We start from the raw sequence: 19,491 nt of genomic DNA, 5'->3' as shown, positions 1-19,491 counted from the left end.
GGCATCGATGATACGCTACAGCGAATACCGGCTTGCCATGTATCTCGCCTGTCCGCGCAAGTACTATCACCGCTACATCAAGGAAAAAAGAACGCCGATGGCCGTTACGCCGTACAATATACTCGGCGGCAATGTGCATCTAGCCTGCAAGGAATTCTACCGTTTGAACGCCGAGGCGCGTACGCTCGATGCGCTCCATGCCGATTTCCGTTCGATATGGAAGCGGAGCTCCGCAAGGGAATTCTTCGACTCGCGCGAGAAGGAGAAGGAATTCGGCGAGGAGGGGCTTCGCATGCTCGCGAACTTCCACCGCCGTTTCGGCGCGGTGAAGCCGTATATCATGGAAAAGCACATGGAGAACCGGTTTAACGGTTTCATTCTCTACGGCCGCGTCGACCGCGTCGATATATCGCCCTCGGGCGCGCTCTCCATCATCGATTATAAGACGAACCGTTTCAAGGAGCTGGAAGGGAAGGACCGCGAACGCCATACGATGCAGCTTAAGGTATATGCGCTCCTCCTGAACAGTAAAGAGCGCCCGGTCGAGACCGGGGTGTATTATCATCTCGGTGAGGACTGCTGCGATACGGTCGAATTCACGCACGAAAAGATAGCGCGCATCCATGATATGATATGCGAACTTGTCGAAGAGATAGAGCATGATACGGTGTACGATCCCAATGCAGGGAAGTCATGCGCGTATTGCGATTACCACGCAGAATGCGATTCGAATTCGGGTGTCGCCCCGGCGGAAGATGCGAACGAACTGGACTTGGGGGATGGGCAATAGCGGTGGACGGATGCCGCCTGTTATGCGCTCTGTCTGCGCTTCGGTTTTTCCTGCGCAAGCTTCTTTTTCTGCTGCGCGAGAGAATAAAGCGTATTCCTGTTGAGGCTGTCGATGATGCCGTTCTGCAGGTCCCTCCACATGTATTTCGCAGGACAGGTGCCCCGCCGCGGACAGAGATCGCTGTCCTCCATGCAGTGAATGGGGAGCACCACGCCTTCGGCGAGGGTTATCACATCCCCCATGCGTACGGTGCGCGGGTTCTTTGTGAGGGTGAAACCGCCATGCGCGCCCTTGGTCGTTGCGACCACCCCGTGGCTTATGAAAATGCGCATGATGTTCTCAAGGTACTTCACCGATATCTGCTGCTCATTCGCTATTTTCGAGAGCGACGTCGGTCCTTTGCCGTATCGTTCTGCAAGGCAGATGAGCGCGCACGTGGCGTATCTGCCGATGGTGGACACTTTCATGTATTGCCTCCTTCCACCCGGTAGTCATTTTCGATTCCGGCGATACTATATATCGCAGCGAGCATGTTGTCAATGAATCATTTATGGATCATTTTGGATCATGCGCGGATGTATCTATCGTCATACCTGCTTTTCGCCGGGGCGTACCGTCGGTGTTACCGGTGATCCGGCCCATGACTCCCGTGCGTAGAGGTGCTCTCCTTTCATGACGAGCGAAAGATCGCCGACCGATACATCGTCTTCGAGTTCGGTGTCGTAGAGCACCAGGGTGTCGCTTCCCACGGAGACCCGCGACCCGATGCGTATGGTCCCGAGCTTCATGACACGGTCCTCGAAGAGATGCGTCTGTATCGTACAGTCGTCGTTGAGCGCTACATCGTCGCCGAGCGTGACAAGATCGAATTCGGTGATATCCATGGTATGCATCGCCGCGCGCTTGCCGATCTTCATCCCGAGCAGGCGGAAATACCATGGCAGGAACACCGTGCCCCTGAGATGCGATGCGAACACCGGGTTGGTGAAATTCTCGATGAAACCCGTCATGAATTCGGTCTTCCAGACGAAGGTGCTCCAGAGCGGATGTTCCCCCCGTTCGTAGCGCCCGATAACGATGCGTTTGAGGAGCGCCGTGACGGCGATGGCGGCGGTGCCGAGCACGCAGTAGATGAGCGGGAATGCCAGGAGCGCCTGCCACATCGGTACGTGATCTTCGATGATGATGAACAATGAGAGAAGGAGCGATGTGAAGACGATGAACGCCGTCGAGGGGAGTATGATGCGGAGGAGTTCGATGGCAAGCCGCCTGCGATAGAGCTTTATACTCGGGGTGTATGTCGTTTCCTCCGCGAATCCGGTGCCGCTCGCGCGCCGCGGGAGATACATGGCCGGATGACCTACCCAGGCCGTGCCCGACGGTACCGACGCATCGCGCGGTATGGTCTGGCATCCGATGAGGCAATTATCGTCGATGACCGTGCCGTTCGGGATGAACGCACTGTTGCCGATGAACGTTCGGCTGCCGAGCTTCGTCCGCTTGAGGATGATGCGCCCCGCTTCGATGCGCGCCGCACCGAGCCCTACGCCGTCGGCGATGAAACTTTCCTGTCCGATCTCGAGCAGGTCCGGCAGTATGAACGACGCGGTCGACACTTCCGCGCGTTTGCCGAGCGATACGCCGAGCGCACGATACCAGGGGAGCACGGCGAGCGTGGCATAGAGCGTGCCGAGCGTGCCGAGGCTTATCTCCATGAATTTATCGAAGAGCCATTTGCGGACATAGAAAACGCTCCGCAGGGGATAGGACCCCTCCCGCAGTTTCCCGAGCACGAGCCATTTCACGGCGACTATCATGATCGCGGAGAAAAGGACGAACGATGCGCCGACGAGCGGGGCGACAATGAGGTAGAAATAATTCTCGCTCGCATAGTCGATGTTGTACATGAGCATGACGCCCGGGAACACCGGGAGAAGACCGAGCGTCGGAAGAATGAAGAAGCATGCCGCAAAGAACATGGTCACCAGTGCGTTCCTCACCGGCGGTACGGCGGAGGGCGCCCCCGCGGACGCCCGTCCCCCGATGCATGCCGCAGGCGATCCGCCCCAGCGTGTATCGTCCGAGAGGCGCATCCCCGGTGCGATAGCGGTGAGCTCATCGACCAGAACATTGGATCCGATGACGGTATCCTGCGCCACGACCGCGCGCGCGCCGATGCAGACATCGTTCCCGATCCGTATCGAACGTATCTTGAGGAGCCCGTTCTCTACCGCGTGGCAGGAGATGTTCGCATCGGCATTGATGACCGTGTCCGCGCCGACGGATATCATATCGAGTCCGCCGACGAGATCGGAATCGATGTGGGTGCGTGCACCGATGTGTGCACCTAATGCGCGGAGATACGCGTTCATGAGCGGTGTGCCGGAGAGGAATTGCAGCGGGAGACAGCCGAGCATGTGATGCACGAACGTCCATCGCAGATAATACGCGCCCCAGAGGGGGTGATCGCCTTCCCGGACCCGGCCGAGCACTATCCATTTGAGCAGCACTGCGATGATGAGCATGGTGGGGTAGACGAGACAGAGCGCCGCGACAGCTGCGATGACCGAGTAGAGCTGTTCGTATTCATATGCGTGAAAGTAACTGTATACGACGAACGGTGTCGCCCATTGCAGGGAATAGAACCCGATGACGATAAAGAGCATGAGCGCCTGGGCGATGCCGCTTATCGTATGCCGCCACTGCGGTATCGGTCTGAACGCGCGCTGCCGTGCTGATTCCGGGGCGGCGTTCGCGAGAAGTCCTGCAAGCGATGCGATCGAGGGGTGGTCGTAGAGATCGCGCATGGAGAGCCGCGAGAACCGCGCATCGGTGCGCATGCGTGAAACGAATCGCGCCGCAAGGAGCGAATGACCGCCGAGCGCGGTGAAGAAATCATCGTTCTCGCCGATCGCCGTCGTCCCGCAGAGTTCGCACCAGAGGTGATAGATATGGTTCTTTACGGGGTCGTTGAGGTCGGTCTTCGCCGGGGATATCGTGCGTGCGGGGAGACGCCCCGTATCGATCTTGCCGCTCGGGAGCCGCGGGAATTCGGCGAGCGCATCGATGGATGCCGGGACCATGTATGCGGGGAGCTTTTCCCTGAGCCTGGCAATCGCCGATCGTTCATCGAATGCGGTATCCGATTCCACATACCCGCAGAGGAAGTGGTTCTCCTTTTCCCGACGTGCGACGACGACGGCGTTCCGTGCGCCGGTGACCTCGACGAGCACCGATTCTATCTCGCTCACTTCGATACGGAAGCCGCGTATCTTTATCTGCGAATCGGTACGCCCGAGGAATTCGATCTCCCCCTGCTCGTTGATACGCGCACGGTCGCCGGTGCGGTACAATCGGGGGCTCGTGTCGCCGGTAACGGCGGTGTGTCGGTTCTCGATGTATCGTTCGCGGGTAAGGTCGTCTCGGCCCACGTATCCTTTTGTCACCCCGGCGCCGCCGAGCACGAGCTCGCCGCTTTCACCGCGCGGGAGCAGCTCCTGTGCGGCATTCATGATGGAGCATGTGTAGTTGGGGATGGGGCGTCCTATCGTCACCGCTTTTCCGGGATGCATCCTGCTTATCGTCGCAACGACGGTGGCTTCGGTCGGTCCGTACGTATTATAGATGACGCGTCCGGGTGAGAACCATGCGGCTACATGCTGTTCGCGGCATGCCTCGCCGCCGACGATGAGCATGCGTACCGATGGCACACTGTCCTCGAACATCGTGAGAAATGACGGCACGCAGGAGAGCACGGTGATATGGCGTGCAGAGAGCATCTCCCGTGTTTCCGGTCCGCCGCGCATGATGCGCTCGGTGCCGACAACGAGCGTTGCCGCAGCATGGAATGTCACCCATATCTCCTCGATGGAAGCGTCGAATGCGATGGAGAACCCCTGCAGTACGCGATCGTTCTTCTGCACACGATACATCGTCTGTTCGGCTATGACGAGATGCCGCGCGTTCGCGTGCGATACCATGACGCCCTTGGGCCTGCCGGTGCTGCCCGAGGTATAGATGACATACGCTTCGTCATCGGGAGCGGCGGGTGATGCGCGAAAGAGCGGTTCATGTCCGCGGATAGCGGCTTCATCATCGTCGATGCATATCGCCGGTGTCTTTCCTGAAAGCATGCCCCGGAATTCAGCCGCCGTTACGATGCACTTCGCGCGCGAATCATCGAGCACGAAGGCGATGCGGTCGGCAGGATATTCGGGGTCGAGAGGGACGTAGGACGCGCCCGTACGAAGAACGCCGATGATGGATGCGTAGAGCCCGAGCGACTTGCGCATGAGTATCGCGACGCGGTCGCCTTTGCCGATACCGCGTTGCGTGAGATGGCCTGCGAATCGGGAAGCGCTCGCAGAAAGGGCATCGTAGGTTATCTGCGCGCCGTCATGATCGACGGCTATGTTCTCCGGGTGGCGCCGCGCGCTGTCGTCAAAAAGCCCGACGAGCGAGCCTTCGCCGAGAAGCGATGGGACGGGGTTTGCAAGGAATGATAGTGCATCCATACGGCTTCCGGTATGACGATCGATATTTCCAGTTAGTTCCCGGTACTGTACGATGGAAACATGATTTTTGCCAGCCATCGGGGCCTATTCTCAGCAGAGAGGATATCTGACTTGCATTGTCATGCCGATTGATTATACTGAGCGCACGGTACGAACAAGATATCTGGCCGCGAACGGCGGCGGGAGTATTCCATGCGTGCATATCGGTTCCTTGCGGTACTCGCGGCATTCGCTGTCGGCATATCGGCCGCGCCGGTCGTCATGAAGCAGTACACGCCCGGCAAGCAGAAGATAAAAGATGAGATCGATGCTATGGTGACACAGGGCTATGCGCCGGTGGGCATTGAGCTTGCAGTGCAGGGTACGGCGAAAACGCTGTATGTGCTCTTCGACATCGATCCCGATAAGGAAGCCAAGGCATGGCATATCGGCACCTACAGGAATTCGGCCGAAGCCGTCGCCGCCATCGGCGCCGAGATCAAGAAAGGGAATACGCCGTGCGATATCGCGTGGTCGGCGACGCAATGTTTCGTGCTCTATGTGCGTTTCGAGGAGCCGGTGACCGAGGCGATCGTTCTGTCTGCAAAACTCGGCTCGACGTTCGATAATCTTGTCGACGATTATGAAGGCAAAGGCTATTGTCCGATCGGCTTCACACTTGAATCCGAGGGTGTCGCCGCAGTATTGTTCGTGAAGTGGGCGGAGCCGATCATCGATGAGTATGAAATGCCCGCGTACAAGACGGCCGCTGCGCTCGAGAAGGATATGGCCGGCCGCGTAAGCGACGGCTTCAGCCCCTGCGGTTTTATGATGGCGAAAGGGCAGTTCTGGGTATTCGCGATAAAGTGAAGACTATCATGCCGTGTGTTCCAAACGCGCGCAAAAATCGGCATATATATTGAAAGTATACTGACATAGTATATACTTCCCGCAGCGACAAAGGAGCCCGCAATGACCGTCACTATCGTGATCCCTGTCTACAACGAAGAGAAAACGCTTGAGGAGCTCGTGTCGCATGTCCGCGCTGCGAAGATGCCGGCGAAAAAGGAGATAATCCTCGTCGATGACTGTTCACGCGATAATACCCGGCAGGTCATTGAGAAACGGCTGAAAGGCAAAGTGCAGAAAGTAGTGTACCATGAGGTGAATCAAGGCAAGGGCGCCGCGCTTCGGAGCGGGTTCGCTGCGGCGACAGGGGATATCGTCATCGTGCAGGACGCCGACCTTGAATATGACCCCAGGGAAATAGCGAAAGTGCTCGCCCCCATCGTCGACGGCCGTGCGGATGTCGTGTACGGCTCCCGTTTCATCGGCTCGGAAGCGCATCGTGTCCTCTACTACTGGCACGCCGTCGGGAACAAGATGCTCACCATGGCCTCGAATATGTTCTCCAATCTGAACCTTACCGATATGGAGACATGCTACAAGGCGTTCCGCCGCGATATACTCAAGCGCATTACGATACAGGAAAATCGGTTCGGGTTCGAGCCGGAGATAACGGCGAAGGTGGCGAAGCTCAATGCGCGCATCTATGAAGTGGGGATATCCTACAGCGGAAGGACGTACGAAGAAGGGAAGAAGATCGGATTAAAGGATGCGTTCAGGGCCCTGTACTGCATCATCCGGTATAACGTCTTCGGCTAAGGGTTCGAATTCGTACTTGTATCCGTTCCAACGGCATTCGTCCGCGCATCGTATCCATGCATGTTCGTGCAGTACTTCTTTTCTATGCGAAGCATTTCGATGACGTTCACGTTCGTGCAGAAGCCGTTCGTGAAGAGACCGGAATCGCGGCAGAGGAATACCTCTTCGACACTTATCGGGCGATGCCACTCGTTCGTCGACTGTATGAATTGACCGAGATAATTGAACAGCACCGGTGCCGCCGCACCGCCCCCGGTAGTGCCGGCGGGGAGCGGCTGCCCGCCGTCATTGCCAATCCATGCCACCGATACGAGCGCCGGTGTGTACACAGCGAACCAGGCGTCCTTCGCGTCCGATGTCGTGCCGCTTTTCGATGAGACCGTTGCGGTGAAGCCTGCTGCTTTCGCCGCGTAATAGCCGGTGCCGCCTTCGCGCGTGACGCCGGTGAGCGTTCTATTGACGAGATAGAACGCCGCCTGACCGTAGGCGCCGGTATCGCGGGCGTCCGCACGGCGAAGCGCATCGATCTCGATGGGAGCATTTCCCCGGTCGAGTATCTTTTCGATGTAGTACGGTGTCGGCGAGCGGCCGTACGTGGCGAACACGCTGTAGGCGACGGCCGCTTCCATGGGGGTCAATTCCAATGTGCCGAGCGCGAGCGAGAGATTGTTGGGCACGGCAACACCGGGGATGATGCGCTTTATCGGATCGATGACCGACGATATGCCGAGCTGCTTAGTGAGCTGCACTGCCACGGTGTTGACCGAACGCGTAAGCGCCTTCTCGAGCGTTATCTCGCCGGCATGCGTGCCGTCGTAATTCTTCGGTGTCCACTTCCTGCCGCCGTCGATGGGATAGGAGTACGCCTTGTCGACCATGGTGCTCGAGGGGAGAAGCGATGCGTCGAATGCCGCTGCATAGATGAACGGCTTTATGAGCGAACCGATCTGCCGTCGGGCGGACGTCGCGCGGTTCAATTCGTTCTCGATGAAATAGCCGCTCCCGCCGATGAGCACACGCACCGCGCCCGTATGCGGGACCATGCTCACCACGGCGCCTTCGTAGCGGTTCGTCCCGGAGGTGAGCCCGGCGAGCGTTGCCCTGAGCGCACGCTCCGCCGCCGCCGTTTCATGATAATCGAAGGTGGTGTATATCTTCATGCCGGAGGAGATCATCTCCTCGCGCGGGAAATACGTCTCGATGATCTGACGGACCTTCTCCGCTGCATAGGGCGCAAGATTGATGCTCATGTTCCACTGCGAGCCGCGTACCGAGGAGGCCATTTTTTCGCCGTAGTGTTCGTCGAAATAGGTGAGCTCGCCCGCCGCCGCCTGCATGTCGATGAGCTTGTGCGAGCGCATACGCGCGAGTATCTGCGCCACTTTTTTCCGCGCGCGCGGGGGGTTGTTCACCGGCGAGAACGCGCGCGGATTGGGGAGCATGCCGACGAGAATGGCGTATTCCACGAGACGGCATTGCCGGAGCGGCTTCTGGAAGTAGTATCTGCTCGCAGCATCGAACCCGTAATTGCCCTCGCCGAGATAGACGGTGTTCACGTACATGGCAAGGATATCTTCTTTCGCATAGTTCTTTTCTATCTCTATGGTGGCGAAAAGTTCATACACCTTGCGCTTGAACGTCCGCTCGGAGCGCGTGAGCCGGTTCTTCGCGAGCTGCTGGGTTATCGTGCTGCCGCCGCCGGATATCCTGAACGTGAGCGCGTTCTTGACGGCGAGGTAAATGACGCGCATGACATTGATGCCTTTATGCTGATAGAAACGCTGGTCTTCCATGATGGTGAGCGCCTGGATGAGGAGGGGATTTATCTCGTCGAGGTATACTATCTCGGCATTGGGCGGGAGATATTCGCCGATAACGATATTGTTGCGGTCATAGATGCGCGTCGGCGGTATTTCGCTGAAGGGGTCGTCGGGATTGAACGAGCGCTTATCAGCGGCCGCCTGCACGATAAGGCGATGATATTCTGCTATGCTCGAGAGCGCTTCATCCTTTCGGGATTCCCATTCCCCGCGTACGGTGAGCACCAGATAGGTGAAATAGATCGCGTAGATGACGACGGCGGCGAATGCGACAAGTATGACAGGGACGAGTACGCGCTTTACGATGCTGAAGAACCGTCCGCGGTCCATCATAGATCACTCATCTTTTTTCGGGCCGAGGGTGCGAATGCGGTCGCGTATATTGTTGACGAAATCGACGGGTTTTTTATCGGCACGTTTTACCTTGAACGCTTCCATGACCGTGGCGATGACCTCGGAGAACGGCGTGCCGGGAACGCTCTCGCCGGGGAGCGGATTGAGCGACGATTGCATGCGTATTGCGTCCTTCGCGTGCTTTTCGGTTATCTCCTTGATGATGCTGACATTGTGCTCGCTGACACCGAGCAGGAATATCTCCTCGGCCACCTCGATGACACAGACATAGCGGTTGGGCGCAACAAGGGTAAGCCCGAGAACCTTGACGAGCGTATTGAAATGACCGAGCTGGTTCGATCGGCGTTTCAGATACAGAAAAATGAAATAGAGTACGCCGATGAATATCGCTATCGTAACGAGCGCACGCACGACCATCCAGAAATAACCCGAAACCCCGGGGGAGCGCTCACGTTCGAGATCGGTAAGGAAGAGCGGGGTGTCCGCCGCGGTGTTCGTCGCCTGTACGTTCGTCGCAACAGACGCTTTTGCAGCGTGTGCCGGTACGGAGCAGACGATGACGGCGGCGAGGAGTAACAGTGCGGCTTTATGCATGTGATCCTTTTTGATGGAGCAGAATACGGAGAGAGCGGGATTTGAACCCGCGCGTGGAAATAAATCCACTTCAGTTTAGCAAACTGACGCCTTAACCAGCTAGGCTACCTCTCCTGGTCGCAGGGATTATAGCAAATACGATGATTATGTCAACGCAATTCCGCGTTTTTTATACCTCTGCCGAGTGTGCGGCCATTTGAAAACTCCTTGTATTCACTCAAAAGCCGCGGAAGATACTCGACGGCATCAGGTGTGTATATATTATACATCATCAATGCCGGGAGGCGTCTTCCGCCCTCGAACCGAGATAGAACCTGAAGCGAACCTGAAGCGAACAAGGTCCGAAGCCGCTTTGGACCGCCTCGTCGCCGCTACGGGTGGGCGCGTATTGTTGAACTCATGGCGTCCTCCTGTCGTTTTCCGTTTTCAACACCCGCTGTGCGTACTGTTCCGCGGGTCATGCGTGGGAATATACGAAGGAAGGGCGAAATCGTATAGAGTAGGAACCTACTGTTTTTTCGAATTTGATCTTGGAGCCGGAAAGATTTAGGAGAAAAGATGTTGGGAAGAGGCATCTCGCGACGACTGCCGTGCGGCCATGGGCGCAGCTGGCGGCATAGCCGCTAGGAAGCCGCGACGGGAAGCAAGACGAAGAGAAGAGATATCACGCAGAGACGCAGAGAATTAGGAAGAAGAATGTTACGTGACGACGTGATAGCTGTTTTACAGACCGTTTACAATGCGGATTATGCCGTCTTTGAGAAGAACGGTGTTGAAGTTAAGGAGCAGGCCGAGTCTAAGTTTGGTCAGCTTGAGATATGTGAGCAGCTGTTTCATATGCATTGCCTGTACGTTCTCTACAGACTTAACTTCTATGATGATTTTATTTTCTACGATAATGTCTGCGCGGAAGCCGAACTCGAACACTTTGCCGCCGTAGTTTACGGGAATCATGACTTCCGGCTCGGCGTGTAAGCCGCAGGCAAGCAACTCATGGATGAGAATGTTTTTATAAACGGATTCTAGCAGCCCGGGGCCAAGCGATTGATGGATTGTGGTAGCCTTCTGAATGATTATTCCTGATATTTCGTTGTGATTCATGGGGAAACTCCTTTTTCTTTTTCCCATACTCACGAACGAGTTTGCGTCGCACAAATCGCCATCCATGGATCGTGATCACTCGCGCATCCTGCGCTACGGTCAAGGGCGCGTGTGGTTTTTACACTTGACCGTGACACATGGACGTGTCAGTCGGTGCGAGGCATGGATGCCGACTTGCGCCGATCGGACGAGTGAGTGCGTACATTTAAGAAAAAGGAGTTTCTTCTCTGCGCCCTCCGCGCCTCTGCGAGATATATCTTCGTTTCATTCCAACAACCTAAGCGCAGCCCTGAAGGGTGACACCCATACGCCGGTTCATTAAGCGTTGCGTGTACGATGGTTCGGCTGGTTTGGAGCCAGCTCACCTGCGGGAAGTGTGTCTTTCTCTTGACATTTCAGCGCGCGAGTGATAGGATTATGTTTACGTCATAGGCGTGAGGAGGAGAGAATGAAATACACTCTCGCAATGCTATCCGGGCTTGCCCTTATCGGGCTTATGATCGCCTGTGCGGCGCTCCCGGAAAAGGAATTTTCGCTCGCGAATGAGCGGCGAAATACGCTTAAGAAGTACAAGCTTGACAAGTACGCATCGAACGAATTCATCGCCGCCGAGACGAATTATACTGCCGGCAAGGGATACTACAGCAACGACAACGGCAAATCGAAGGAATCGCTCGATAAGGCATTATCGAACTATCAATTGGTCATGGATAAGGGTTTTCCGGCTGCTACGGCCGACTCCAAGAAAGAGGCGGATCAGCCGAAGAAACAGGCCGATGATATCAAGGCGAGCGTTGCGGTAAAGACCGAATACGACGAGGCGCAGGCGCTGTACGATGCGGCGCTCAAAGCCAAATCCGAGACGAATTATGCCAAGGCCATCGATCTCCTTCAGGAATCAAAGAAGAAATTCCAAGTGGTCGCTAAAAAAGCGAAGGAAAAAAGGACCAAGGCCGATACAGCCATACGATCGACGGACAAGGACCTCGCGGGCATCGAGGCGACGGCCAAAGAAATAGAGCGATTACAGGCCGAAGAAAAGAATTCAGCAAAAACGGAGTAACCGATGAAACGCACACTAACCGTTATCGTTTCTCTCATCTGTGCGGCGTCGGCCACGTATCTCGCCGCCCAGTCGATGCAGGAATTCCTCCAGAAGAACGAGGATTACCGGCAGGCGCAGGATCATCAGAACAAGGCGAAGGCGGATTTCGACCGCGGTGATTATGACTCGGGCTATGCGAATTCGCAGAAAGCGAAGGAGTTCGCGAAGAAGGCGCAGGAAAGTACGCTTATCATGTTCGTGAAATACCGCGCCAATTCCTGGAAGAACCGTGCGGAAGAACAGATCCGCTATGCGACGCAGAAGGGCGCCGCGACGAACAGTATCGGCAAGACGCAGTTCACCATGGCCACGAATTATTACCGCGAGGGGAATGATATGTCGGCCTCAGGAGAATCGCTTGCCGGCTGGCCTTCCATATCGAACACCTACGAGCAGGCTATCGGCCAGTACAGCAATGCCGCCGGCAAGGCCATAGAAGCGAATGATGCGATACGCGCATGGGAGCGGCAGATGGCATTGAAGGCCGCATTCCCCGGGCTCATAATGAAAGCGAAGGCGAATCGTGCCGCTTTGATACGCGACAGGCTCATCAAGACCGGCGACGAGGATGACAAGTCGATACTTGCGTTCATCACCGATGCCGAGGCGGCGTTCAAGGCGAAGGACTATGAGACCGCCGACAGCAAGGCCCGTGCCGCGGTCGACCTTACCGATACGATACGAAAGCGCGACGAAGCGGAAAAGATATTCTCGCTCGCGTCCGCTGCACTTGACGGGGCGAAACAGAGCAAGCTTGGTACCGAAAAGCCTCAGGAGATACAGGAGGCTTCGGGACATATCGATAATGCGAAGACGGCCCTCGATAAGGAGAATTACGACGATTGCATCAAGTTCTCGAAGGATGCGCTCGCCGTTCTCGACCGTATCGGCGGCGGGGCTATACTCCCGAAGTATTACAAGGTGCGGCTCATACCGAAGCGCCGCGACTGCCTGTGGCGCATCGCCGAATACGATTTCGTGTACAAGAACGGCGCGTACTGGCATGTGCTCTACAATGCGAACCGCGATTCGCTCAAGTACCCGGACAACCCGGACCTCATATTCCCCGGACAGGTGTTCATGCTCCCCAGTTTGAAAGGTGAGAAGCGAGAGGGGACGTACGATCCGAACAAGCGCTATGCGCCGTATAATCAATCCCTTTACCCGGGCCCGGTACGTGCGAATGTAACGCCGGTACCTCCGCATGTCGAAAAGAAGACGGAAAAGAAACCGGAAGTGAAAGTACCGAAGGTGGAGAAGAAGCCGGAAACGAAGGCGGCGGACCCGAAGGCGGGGGATGCTCTCCCGGCGAAGGAAACGAAGCCTAAGGAACCGACGCGCATGCCGGGGGCGAGATATTGATGACGTGCCCCGAGGCGCTGCCCCGGGGACATTAGCTGGAAGGAGTTGTACCGTGAAACGAGCATCATTGTTCCTGGTCGTGTGCTTCGCATTCGCCGCTGTTTCGACATGCGCGGATGCGGCGAAAAATAATAACAAAGGAAAGAACGTGACAACAGAGAAGATCATGGTGATCGAAACATCGTTCGGGAGTATAGAGATAAAATTCTATCCGAACAAAGCGCCGAAGCATGTTGAGGCGATACAAAAGCTCACGGGCGAGGGCTTTTATAATGGGACGACATTCCATCGCGTCATTCCCGGTTTCATGATACAGGGCGGCGATCCGAATTCCAAGAGCCAAAATCGCGCAATGCACGGCATGGGCGGCCCGGGATTCACTATCCCCGCCGAATTCAACGATGTGCCTCATAAACGCGGCGTCTGCAGTATGGCGCGTTCGCAGAACCCGAACTCTGCGGGCTCACAGTTCTTCATCTGTGTAGCGAGTAATCCATCGGTCAGCGGCCTCGACCGCCAGTACACGGTATGGGGTGAGGTCATCAAGGGCATGGAAGTAGCTGATGCAATCGTTGCCGTCAAGCGAGACCAGAACGATAATCCGCTGCAGCGTATTGAAATGAAGGTGTCCCTGAAAGACGTGAAGTAACGATGCTTACACAAAAACGCCCCCCGTTCAAACGGGGGCGTTTTTGTTTTACGACGGTATGAAGTGAGGGTGGGCCGATGGAATTCGACAGGATATTAGTGCTCGATTTCGGATCGCAGGTGACGCAGCTTATCGCCCGGCGCATCCGTTCGCTTTCGGTGTATTCCGAGATCGTGCCGTTCTCATATCCCATTGAGAAGATACGCGCGTTCGCTCCCAAGGGCATCATACTTTCCGGCGGACCATCGAGCGTGTACGATAAGAGCGCCCCGCGCATCTCGAGGGATATTTTCGATCTTGACATCCCGGTGCTCGGCATCTGCTACGGCATGCAGCTGATCACGAACCTGTTCGGCGGCAAGGTCGAGCGCGGCGAGCGCCGCGAGTATGGTCATGCGGTGATGACGGTGTCATCACCCGGGGCTTTCTTTGCCGGGCTTGATGCTTCGCAGAAGGTCTGGATGAGCCATTCGGACAAGGTCGTTTCCCTTGCGCCTGGTTTTACCGTGACGGCAAAAACGGAGAATTCGACAGCCGCTATGGCCGACGAGAAGCGCCGTATCTACGGCGTGCAGTTCCATCCGGAAGTGGTCCATACCGTGCATGGGACTGCGATGCTGCGTAATTTCGTGACCATGTGCGGCTGCCGCGAGAACTGGACCATGGCGTCGTTCATCGAGAACAAGGTGCGCGAGGTCCGCGAATTGTGCGGCGACAAGAAGATCATACTCGGCCTTTCCGGCGGCGTCGATTCGTCGGTGCTTGCGGTGCTGCTCCATAAGGCGGTCGGCGACAGGCTGAAACCGATATTCATCGACAATGGACTTTTGCGCAGGGATGAGGCGGATCAGGTGCGTGCGCGTTTCAAGAAAAGCTTCGATATCGATCTCATTTTCGTCGATGCGGGGAAGCGATTCCTCGCATCGCTCAAAGGCGTCACGAATCCCGAGAAGAAGCGCAAGATCATAGGGAGGCTTTTCGTCGAGGAATTCTTCAAGAAGGCGGGGAAGATAGATTTTCTCGCGCAGGGAACGCTCTACCCCGACGTTATCGAAAGCGTTTCGACGAAGGGCCCCTCCGATAAGATAAAGACGCATCACAATCGCGTCGATGAGATACTGAAGCTCCAGAAGGAAGGAAAGATCGTTGAGCCGTTCGCCGAGCTCTTCAAGGACGAGGTCCGTGAGATCGGCCGTCAGCTTTCCGTTCCCGATGAGATAGTCAACCGTCATCCGTTCCCCGGTCCGGGGCTTGCGGTGCGCATCATTGGCGAGGTGACGAAGGAACGCCTGGCGCTTCTTCGCGATGCGGACGCCATCGTCGTCGAAGAGATAAAGAAGAGCGGATGGTACGGCAAAGTGTGGCAGGCGTTCGCCGTGCTGCTCCCGATACGCACGGTCGGAGTCATGGGCGATGAGCGTACCTACTCGCAGGTGGCGGCCCTTCGCATCGTCGAAAGCCTCGATGCGATGACGGCCGACTGGGTGAAGATCGATCATGATGTGCTTGCGCGCATATCGAACCGTATCGTCAATGAAGTGAAAGGCATCAATCGCGTCGTGTATGATATATCATCGAAGCCGCCGTCGACGATAGAGTGGGAATAGCCGTCTCGTGACGAGTTGGAAGCGGAACCTTTTCGCCACCTGGTTCACACAGATATTCACCATCACCGGGTTCTCCATATCCATGCCTTTTCTTCCGTTCTATATCCGTACGCTCGGTGTGACCGATGCGAATGCGATAAAATTCTGGGTGGGTGTTGCTACCGCGGCGCTCTCCATCGCCGCTGCGATAACAGCGCCTGTCTGGGGCGTTCTCTCCGACCGGCATGGGCGCAAGGTCATGCTGCTGCGGGCGACGCTCGCCGGGGCTATCGTATCGTTCTGTATGGGTTTTGCGCCGAACGTCCAGGCCTTTACGGTACTGCGCTTCGTGCAAGGGCTCTTTACCGGCTCCATCGCTGCCGCCGCGGTGCTCGTCTCCGCCTCCACGCCGAAAGAACGGCTGTCCTATGCCTTGGGCGTCCTCTCGACGGCGACCTTCATTGGCATGTCGATAGGTCCGATGATAGGCGGCTACTTCGCGCATATCATCGGTTACCGCGGTACATTCTTCATGAGTACGGCATTCGTCGGCGTTGCATTCGTGCTTGCGCTAACGCTCATCAAAGAGGATCGTCCCGATGCGCGGGTGAAAGCGGCTTCGTTCAGGGATATGACGCTGCTCCTCAACCGGACGTTCATCTTTGCGCTCATCACGATATTCTTCGTGCGTTTCAGCATATCGATAGCGATGCCGTTCACGGCGCTCAGGATCGAGGAAGTGGCGGGCGTTAAGGACCCCTCGGGGATGACCGGGATCATCCTTGCAGTGAGGAGCATCATCATCGCGCTCGCGGGCATATCCATTGTGCGGCTTGCTGACAGGGTTGAAAAGCTTGGTGTGCTCATGGGGGCGCTCGCTCTCGGTGCACTCGCGGTCGCTCCGCTTTTTGTGACCGGAGATCTTCTGTTCTTCGCGGTGTTCTTTGTCTTAGCGGGATATTTTGCCGGCGGATCGGAGCCGATACTGCAGTCGTTCATCGGCGGCACGACGAGCCCGTCACAGCGGGGTATGGTCTTCGGCATGCTTACGACGGTCGGGTCGCTTGGATTCTTTGCGGCACCGATCGCCGGGAGCGCGGTAGCGATCGCATACGATATCCGAACCACGTTCCTTGCGCAGGTGATATGCCTCGGTTTCACGGCGATGGTCATTGCACTCTATCGCTTGAAGCATGTTATACCAGTGATGAAGAAACGTTCAGGACGCGGCGTGCCGGTGCCGATGGAGTAAGATGATGGACAGCATCAGTGTATGCATGATAACGAAGAACGAGGAGAAGAACCTCCCGCGGACGCTTGCGAGCGTGTCCTGGTGCGATGAGATCATCGTTGTCGATGACTTCAGCACGGATAGGACCGTTCCCGTCGCACGGAAGCACGGTGCGAAAGTGATCCGCCGGAAATTCACCTCGTTCAGCGATCAGAAGAATTTCGCCGTGAAGAAGGCTCGTTCCGAGTGGATACTCATGCTCGATGCCGATGAGGCTGTCGATGATACGCTTGCTTCATCGATCAAGCACGTGCTCAGCGGCGATCCCGACGGCAAGGACGGCTATGTTCTCGGCATTCGTTCCTCATTCCTCGGTCGTTACATCGATAATTGCGGGTGGAAGATACAGCAGCGGCGGCTCTTCAGGCGGGGAACCGTGATCTACGAGGGCGAGCTGCATGAGACCATGCGTCATACCGGGTCGAGTGGTGTCGTGAGCGGGGCACTGCTCCATCATTCATATCCCGATGTCGACAGCGTCCTTCGAAAGACGATGATGTATTCATCGCTCGCAGCGCGGGGGAAATTCAAGGGCCGTGTGAGGGTGACGAAATGGCGGCTCATCAAATTCTCCCTCATCGAGCCGATGAAGCTTTTCATCCGCTTCTATATCGAGCGCAGGGGTTATCGTGACGGCTGGGAGGGCTTCGTCCTTTCGGCGTATATGTCCATGCTCGAATTCTTCACGCAGGTGCGGCGGCTTCTCCTTGAGATGGGCCGCGATGCGGACGCCGGCATTCTGCCGAAACGGTAATACCGGAAGCGGCGGTATTGTTCCGGCGTTTCTCTTGCTTTTTTCGCATCATCCGCGTACAATAAAAAACATCCAAGGGAATGCGTGAAAGAACGCAAGGAACGGTCGTGAACGATATTGCACTCCTGACATCGGTCATCGCATCATGCCGCGCCATCGATTCCGCGGCGCTCTCGTATTATACCTCCTTGAACGCCCGAAGTGACGGTGCGCTCAAGGTGCTCTGGCATCGAATGGGCGAGCACAAGGAGGCGATGATAGCGTATTGGGATTATACGGCCGACATCATTACGAAGATAGAACTGGGACGTCCGATAGAGCATCTTGATGAGCTTGCGGCGGATATGGAGCGAACGGCCGCGCGCATCCGTGAAGAGGCACAGAGCAACGGCACGATCGAAGAGGATTTTGTCGCCGCTGCGCGCTATGAGCTCTATGTGCTGAAGCCCGGTGTCGCGACGCTCGTTAATTTTTTCTACTCGGCGTTCCGCAATATCTCCGCAGAACATGACTATCTCAATCACCTCGTGCATTTCATCGATGTCTGGCGCGAGCATACGTCGACGCCCGCCATGGGGCTCATCGGCGATATCGCGGGTGATCTTCTTCGGCAGAGCATTACCGTTGCGGTGAGTCAGCCCTATGACCCGCTGACCGGCCTCTTCAACAAGAAGGGGTTCCTGCAGACGATAATACCGCTTACGTTCCTTGCGCAGCGCAACCGATTCAACGTGGGCATCATACTCGTATCGCTCGATAATCTCGCGGCAGCTTCGCCCAAAGACGACTATCGGACAATAAGCAGGATGCTCCTTTTCGTTGCGAAGTACCTGAGGACGAATGTGCGGCGTGCCGATCTTATCGCGCGGTATGATCATGATCGTTTCATTATCTACATATCGAACATGGCGCAGAACTCGCTCTTCTATACCTGTGAGCGCACCAAGTACGGGATAGAGAAGGATGGGAAGGATATCTGCCCGATCAGCGTAAGCGTCGGCGCGGCCGAATGTTTTCTCGCGGTGAACGTGTACGAGGAGACGATGGCGCTTGTCAATCGTGCGCAGGAATGTCTCGAGCATGCACGCAAGAAGGGCGGCGGCATCATCCTCAATTATAAGATATAGCATGGCGAAGCGGGACTTCACTGTGTTATCACGTACAGGATACGGGCCGGACTTGCAATAAGATTTTCCCGATAGTATACTCGACGTACATCATTGAGGAGGCGCATATGCGCGGGATGATCATCGTATTTTTTCTTGCATCGGGAATGCTTTTCTCTCAGATCGATCTGTCATCGGTGCCCTCATTCGAATATCGAGCATTCAAGCGCATCACCGCGCAGGGGACGGAGACCGCGTATTCATATCTGTACCGTACGAACGACACTATCCGCATTTACTATACGAACGGCAGCGAAGCGAACCTCTATTCGTTCACGATAACCGGTAAACCGCTCGAGCACAGGAAGTATGAAAGCGCAAAGCTCATTGAGACCGTCATATACGACTGGACAGCGATGAAGATACGGTTTAACGGCATTGTCGAGGGAAAGCCTCTTGAGCAGACGCTCGATCTCAGACCCAACACTATCTGCGCGTACATGGTCGCCGAAGTGTTCCGCGGTTATCCGTGGGGAAAGGATGTGTCCGCTGATTTCTTCATTTTCAGCGTGGAGAAGGGGCGTGTGTATTTCGATGCGGTGCTGCGGGTCGCGCGGAAAAACGTTCCGGTGAAGACCGGTTCGGGGATTTATTCGGCGAATGTCGTGAAACTCTCAGCAGGTTTCGCGTTCATCAAGCTTGAACAAAAGTACGATTTTTATTACGATGCGGCCGGAACGCATGCCCTTGTCTACTACGACGGCGTTGATGGCACGGACAAGCGGCTGACATCCTCGCTTGAGGCATATAAGTCGAAATAG

16 protein-coding genes and 1 tRNA gene are annotated in these 19,491 nt (G+C 56.2%); 11 read left to right on the top strand and 6 right to left on the bottom strand.

Going from position 1 to position 19,491, the window contains the following annotated elements; all coding sequences use genetic code 11:
• The first annotated feature begins 7 nt into the window (after nucleotides 1-7).
• Complete coding sequence (locus AABZ39_11645; GenBank protein ID MEK6795425.1) at nucleotides 8-790, top strand: PD-(D/E)XK nuclease family protein; 783 nt, start codon at nucleotides 8-10, stop codon at nucleotides 788-790.
• 20 nt (nucleotides 791-810) lie between these two features.
• On the opposite strand, the gene AABZ39_11640 is transcribed toward AABZ39_11645, so the two are convergent.
• Both AABZ39_11640 and AABZ39_11635 read right to left on the bottom strand, forming a co-directional pair.
• The gene (locus AABZ39_11640; GenBank protein ID MEK6795424.1) at nucleotides 811-1,257 is read right to left on the bottom strand and encodes an Rrf2 family transcriptional regulator; all 447 of its coding nucleotides are present in this window, start codon (nucleotides 1,255-1,257) and stop codon (nucleotides 811-813) included.
• Nucleotides 1,258-1,377: 120 nt separating this feature from the next.
• Nucleotides 1,378-5,304 carry a Pls/PosA family non-ribosomal peptide synthetase gene (locus AABZ39_11635; GenBank protein ID MEK6795423.1) on the bottom strand — a complete coding sequence of 1,309 codons (3,927 nt, stop codon included), beginning with the start codon at nucleotides 5,302-5,304 and terminating at the stop codon, nucleotides 1,378-1,380.
• A 192-nt stretch (nucleotides 5,305-5,496) separates the two neighbouring features.
• Here AABZ39_11635 and AABZ39_11630 point away from each other — a divergent pair, with 192 nt between their 5' ends.
• Together AABZ39_11630 and AABZ39_11625 are read left to right on the top strand one after the other, a co-directional pair.
• On the top strand, nucleotides 5,497-6,153 hold the full coding sequence (locus AABZ39_11630; protein MEK6795422.1) for a hypothetical protein: 657 nt from the start codon (nucleotides 5,497-5,499) through the stop codon (nucleotides 6,151-6,153).
• 102 nt (nucleotides 6,154-6,255) lie between these two features.
• Complete coding sequence (locus AABZ39_11625; protein ID MEK6795421.1) at nucleotides 6,256-6,948, top strand: glycosyltransferase family 2 protein; 693 nt, start codon at nucleotides 6,256-6,258, stop codon at nucleotides 6,946-6,948.
• On the opposite strand, the gene AABZ39_11620 is transcribed toward AABZ39_11625, so the two are convergent.
• From AABZ39_11620 to AABZ39_11605, 4 genes are all read right to left on the bottom strand, one after another.
• A complete protein-coding gene (locus AABZ39_11620; GenBank protein ID MEK6795420.1) occupies nucleotides 6,945-9,101 on the bottom strand; it encodes a transglycosylase domain-containing protein in 2,157 nt (718 codons plus the stop codon). The genes AABZ39_11625 and AABZ39_11620 overlap by 4 nt on opposite strands.
• Nucleotides 9,102-9,104: 3 nt before the next feature.
• On the bottom strand, nucleotides 9,105-9,716 hold the full coding sequence (locus AABZ39_11615; protein MEK6795419.1) for a flagellar biosynthetic protein FliO: 612 nt from the start codon (nucleotides 9,714-9,716) through the stop codon (nucleotides 9,105-9,107).
• A gap of 26 nt (nucleotides 9,717-9,742) precedes the next feature.
• A tRNA-Ser gene (locus tag AABZ39_11610) sits at nucleotides 9,743-9,830 on the bottom strand.
• 609 nt (nucleotides 9,831-10,439) lie between these two features.
• Nucleotides 10,440-10,817, bottom strand: coding sequence for a GxxExxY protein (locus AABZ39_11605; GenBank protein ID MEK6795418.1), 378 nt, complete (start codon nucleotides 10,815-10,817; stop codon nucleotides 10,440-10,442).
• Nucleotides 10,818-11,265: 448 nt separating this feature from the next.
• Here AABZ39_11605 and AABZ39_11600 point away from each other — a divergent pair, with 448 nt between their 5' ends.
• The 8 genes from AABZ39_11600 (at nucleotide 11,266) to AABZ39_11565 (ending at nucleotide 19,491) form a co-directional block, all read left to right on the top strand.
• The gene (locus AABZ39_11600; protein ID MEK6795417.1) at nucleotides 11,266-11,880 is read left to right on the top strand and encodes a hypothetical protein; all 615 of its coding nucleotides are present in this window, start codon (nucleotides 11,266-11,268) and stop codon (nucleotides 11,878-11,880) included.
• A 3-nt stretch (nucleotides 11,881-11,883) separates the two neighbouring features.
• Nucleotides 11,884-13,284, top strand: coding sequence for a hypothetical protein (locus tag AABZ39_11595; protein MEK6795416.1), 1,401 nt, complete (start codon nucleotides 11,884-11,886; stop codon nucleotides 13,282-13,284).
• Nucleotides 13,285-13,450: 166 nt separating this feature from the next.
• A complete protein-coding gene (locus AABZ39_11590) occupies nucleotides 13,451-13,933 on the top strand; it encodes a peptidylprolyl isomerase (GenBank protein ID MEK6795415.1) in 483 nt (160 codons plus the stop codon).
• A gap of 77 nt (nucleotides 13,934-14,010) precedes the next feature.
• Nucleotides 14,011-15,540 carry a glutamine-hydrolyzing GMP synthase gene (gene guaA / locus AABZ39_11585; GenBank protein MEK6795414.1) on the top strand — a complete coding sequence of 510 codons (1,530 nt, stop codon included), beginning with the start codon at nucleotides 14,011-14,013 and terminating at the stop codon, nucleotides 15,538-15,540.
• Nucleotides 15,541-15,547: 7 nt separating this feature from the next.
• Nucleotides 15,548-16,771: an MFS transporter gene (locus AABZ39_11580; protein MEK6795413.1), complete on the top strand. Its 1,224-nt coding sequence runs from the start codon at nucleotides 15,548-15,550 to the stop codon at nucleotides 16,769-16,771.
• Nucleotides 16,772-16,775: 4 nt separating this feature from the next.
• Entirely contained in the window at nucleotides 16,776-17,564 is a 789-nt protein-coding gene (locus AABZ39_11575) for a glycosyltransferase family 2 protein (GenBank protein ID MEK6795412.1), read from the top strand.
• Between the two features lie 107 nt (nucleotides 17,565-17,671).
• Nucleotides 17,672-18,691 (top strand): diguanylate cyclase, encoded by a 1,020-nt coding sequence (locus tag AABZ39_11570; GenBank protein ID MEK6795411.1) that lies wholly within the window; start codon nucleotides 17,672-17,674, stop codon nucleotides 18,689-18,691.
• Between the two features lie 107 nt (nucleotides 18,692-18,798).
• Nucleotides 18,799-19,491 (top strand): hypothetical protein, encoded by a 693-nt coding sequence (locus tag AABZ39_11565; protein MEK6795410.1) that lies wholly within the window; start codon nucleotides 18,799-18,801, stop codon nucleotides 19,489-19,491.

The sequence above is a fragment of the Spirochaetota bacterium genome (assembly GCA_038043445.1).
Classification (GTDB): domain Bacteria; phylum Spirochaetota; class Brachyspiria; order Brachyspirales; family JACRPF01; genus JBBTBY01.
This window is presented reverse-complemented; position numbering and strand designations above follow the sequence as displayed.

What these genes read in the sequence shown, in the direction of transcription:
- AABZ39_11645 (MEK6795425.1), top strand. Translation starts at nt 8, where the DNA reads ATGATACGCTACAGCGAATACCGGCTTGCCATGTATCTCGCCTGTCCG.
- AABZ39_11640 (MEK6795424.1), bottom strand. Translation starts at nt 1,257, where the DNA reads ATGAAAGTGTCCACCATCGGCAGATACGCCACGTGCGCGCTCATCTGC.
- AABZ39_11635 (MEK6795423.1), bottom strand. Translation starts at nt 5,304, where the DNA reads ATGGATGCACTATCATTCCTTGCAAACCCCGTCCCATCGCTTCTCGGC.
- AABZ39_11630 (MEK6795422.1), top strand. Translation starts at nt 5,497, where the DNA reads ATGCGTGCATATCGGTTCCTTGCGGTACTCGCGGCATTCGCTGTCGGC.
- AABZ39_11625 (MEK6795421.1), top strand. Translation starts at nt 6,256, where the DNA reads ATGACCGTCACTATCGTGATCCCTGTCTACAACGAAGAGAAAACGCTT.
- AABZ39_11620 (MEK6795420.1), bottom strand. Translation starts at nt 9,101, where the DNA reads ATGATGGACCGCGGACGGTTCTTCAGCATCGTAAAGCGCGTACTCGTC.
- AABZ39_11615 (MEK6795419.1), bottom strand. Translation starts at nt 9,716, where the DNA reads ATGCATAAAGCCGCACTGTTACTCCTCGCCGCCGTCATCGTCTGCTCC.
- AABZ39_11605 (MEK6795418.1), bottom strand. Translation starts at nt 10,817, where the DNA reads ATGAATCACAACGAAATATCAGGAATAATCATTCAGAAGGCTACCACA.
- AABZ39_11600 (MEK6795417.1), top strand. Translation starts at nt 11,266, where the DNA reads ATGAAATACACTCTCGCAATGCTATCCGGGCTTGCCCTTATCGGGCTT.
- AABZ39_11595 (MEK6795416.1), top strand. Translation starts at nt 11,884, where the DNA reads ATGAAACGCACACTAACCGTTATCGTTTCTCTCATCTGTGCGGCGTCG.
- AABZ39_11590 (MEK6795415.1), top strand. Translation starts at nt 13,451, where the DNA reads ATGGTGATCGAAACATCGTTCGGGAGTATAGAGATAAAATTCTATCCG.
- guaA (MEK6795414.1), top strand. Translation starts at nt 14,011, where the DNA reads ATGGAATTCGACAGGATATTAGTGCTCGATTTCGGATCGCAGGTGACG.
- AABZ39_11575 (MEK6795412.1), top strand. Translation starts at nt 16,776, where the DNA reads ATGGACAGCATCAGTGTATGCATGATAACGAAGAACGAGGAGAAGAAC.
- AABZ39_11565 (MEK6795410.1), top strand. Translation starts at nt 18,799, where the DNA reads ATGCGCGGGATGATCATCGTATTTTTTCTTGCATCGGGAATGCTTTTC.